Below are 2,714 nucleotides of genomic sequence, written 5' to 3' on the forward strand. Positions count from 1 at the left end.
GCCCGCTTCGCGTTCGGCGGCGCCGTGGGAGCCGGGGACCCCGGCGACGTGGTGCACGGTGCGGTGGCCCAGGCCGAGCAGGTGGCGGGTGAGTAGGCGGGCGGCGCCGCGGTGGTCGGGGGCCACCGCGGGCCCCAGGGGGGTGGCGGGGCCGTCGACGACGACGGTGGGCGGCGGGTCGGTGAGGCCGCCCAGGACGGCGAGCAGGGCCGGGGTGGGGGCGACGGCCAGGTACCCGTCGACAACCCGGTCCAGGAGCCGTTCCACGGCGGTGGGGGCGTCGGGGGCCACCGCCGTGACGAGGAGGGTGCGCCCGGCGGCGCGCACGGCCGCCTCGATCCCGGCGAGCAGCAGGTCGGTGTCGGCGCCGGGGACGAGGAGTGCGCCGATGAGGCCGCTGCGCCGGGTGACCAGGGCGCGGGCGGTGGCGTTGGGCCGGTAGCCCAGGTGCGCGATGGCGGCGCGGACCCGCTCGGCGGTCTCGGGTCGCACGCCGGGGTGTCCGTTGACCACGCGCGAGACGGTCTGGTGCGAGACGCCGGCCAGGCGCGCGACGTCGATCATGCCGGGGGTGCCGCTCCGTGCGGGCAATGGGGGGTGCGCCCTCTCCGGTCGCCGCTTCGTCGGGGTGTCCGGCGCCGGGGGCGCCCGCGGGGGCGCGCGGGGCGCGCGGCCGCGACCTGTTCGTGCAGAGCAGTGTGCGCGGCGCCCGGCGGGCGCGTCAAGGGGGTCTGAGTCCCGGCGGCCGGGGGCCGTTCAGGAGGTCAGGCCGTCGTGCAGGGCGATGGCGGAGGTGTCGGTGAGGGAGGCGACCTGGTCGATGACGGCGCGCAGGGCCGCGGCGTCGTCGGGGGCGCCGGTGAAGGCGTCGCGGAACTGGGGCTCCAGGGCCTGGGGCGCGTTCTTCCACAGGGCGTCGACGAGTTCGGTGATGAGCAGGCGTTCGCGGGCCTGGTAGGCCAGGGCCTCCTCGCGGGCCATGACGAAGTGGGCGGCCACGGCCTTGAGCAGGGCGCATTCCAGGAGGGCGCGGCGGGGCACGATGAGGGTGGCGCCGTAGCGGGTGAGGCGGCCGGGGCCGTGGGCGGCGCGGGTGGCCTGCTCGGCGGCCCGGCAGAACCGGCCGATGAGTTCGCTGGTGAGGTTCTTGAGCCCGGCCAGCGAGGCGAGGTCGCCGGTGAACTCGGCGGGCCAGACGGGGGCGGCGAGCAGGTCGGCGTAGACGTCGTCGAGTTCGGCGGTGTCGGCGGTGTCGCAGTAGCGTTCGGCGGCGATGCGCACGACCTCGGCGCGTTCGGTGGGGCTGCGCAGGGCGGCCATGGAGACCAGCCCGGCGTGCAGGGCGTCCTCGACGTCGTGGACGGAGTAGGCGACGTCGTCGGACCAGTCCATCACCTGGGCCTCGAAGCAGGTTCGCCCGGCGGGGGCGCCCTCGCGCAGCCAGGCGAAGACGTCGATGTCGTCGGGGTAGCAGTTGAACTTGTGGGTGTCGCCGCCCTCGCCGCGGCGCCAGGGGTACTTGACGGTGGCGTCGAGGGTGGCGCGGGTGAGGTTGAGCCCGGCGCTGGTGCCGTCGGGATCGATGACCTTGCCCTCCAGGCGCACGAGCAGGCGCAGGCTCTGGGCGTTGCCCTCGAACCCGCCGCAGTCGGCGGCGGCCTCGTCCAGTGCGCGCTCCCCGTTGTGGCCGAAGGGCGGGTGGCCCAGGTCGTGGGAGAGGCAGGCGGCCTCGACGAGGTCGGGGTCGCAGCCCAGGGAGTTGCCGAGTTCCCGGCCGATCTGGGCGCACTCCAGGGAGTGGGTGAGGCGGGTGCGCGGGAAGTCGCTCACTCCGAGCCGGACCACCTGGGTCTTGGCGGCCAGGCGGCGCAGCGCGGAGCTGTGCAGGACCCGGGCCCGGTCGCGTTCGAAGGGGCCCCGGGCCCGGTTCTTGCGGTTCTCCCGGGTGCGTCTCCGGGTGTCGTGGTCGGTGTAGCCGGTGACGGCGCCCTCGGCGCCCGCGGTGGTGTGCATAGGTCTGCGAGCCTACTTCCCGACAGGGACGAAACGCGTCATCGGCCCTGCTCAGGCCGCATTGACGCGGATGTCGCTGCTGTCGTTGAAGATCCAGTAGTACCAGAGGGAGGCGGTCTCCCTGGTGATGTACCAGAGCTGGGTGCGTCGTTCGATGACGGCGGGGCCCGAGCGCGAGGGCGAGGTCCCGGAGTCGATGCCGTGGTCGGAGGCCATCACCTTGGAACGCAGGCTGTGCCACGGGTCGGAGACGAGGGTGGCCTCGTCCCAGTCGTTGTCGGCGAAGACCTCGGAGACGGCCCGGACGCTCTGGAGGGTGTCGCTGCCCTCTTCCACGGCGATGATCCGGTCGGCGGGGATGCCGACCTCGATGAGCCAGTTGCGGCCCGCGGCGGCCTCGGTGTAGTTGTCGCCGGGCAGCTTGCCGCCGACGGTGACGATCATGGGGGCCACACCGTCGAGGTAGAGGACCTGGGCGTGGCGCAGGCGGGCCTCGAAGACGGGCGAGGGGACGCCGTTGTACTGGCTGGCGCCGAGCACGACGATGGCGTCGGTGACGGCGCGGTCGTCCTGGCGGGCGGTGTACCAGACCCAGCCCCAGGTGGCGGGGGGCAGGGCCAGGGCGGTGAGCAGGAGCGCGGTGATGATCCAGCGCAGGCGCAGGCGGCGCCTCCTGCGGGGGCGGGGGGCGGGCCGGGGGC

Annotated in this window: 3 protein-coding genes; all 3 read right to left on the bottom strand. The window is 74.8% G+C overall.

Going from position 1 to position 2,714, the window contains the following annotated elements; genetic code table 11:
* A partial coding sequence (locus tag QJS33_RS31125) for a LacI family DNA-binding transcriptional regulator (protein ID WP_306371646.1) occupies positions 1-564 on the bottom strand: 564 nt, incomplete at its 3' end.
* A gap of 192 nt (positions 565-756) precedes the next feature.
* On the bottom strand, positions 757-2,013 hold the full coding sequence (locus tag QJS33_RS31130; protein WP_306371647.1) for a deoxyguanosinetriphosphate triphosphohydrolase: 1,257 nt from the start codon (positions 2,011-2,013) through the stop codon (positions 757-759).
* Between the two features lie 51 nt (positions 2,014-2,064).
* On the bottom strand, positions 2,065-2,714 hold a 650-nt coding region (locus QJS33_RS31135), incomplete at its 5' end, for a YdcF family protein (RefSeq protein ID WP_306371648.1).

The sequence above is a fragment of the Nocardiopsis sp. CC223A genome (assembly GCF_030766825.1).
GTDB lineage: Bacteria > Actinomycetota > Actinomycetes > Streptosporangiales > Streptosporangiaceae > Nocardiopsis.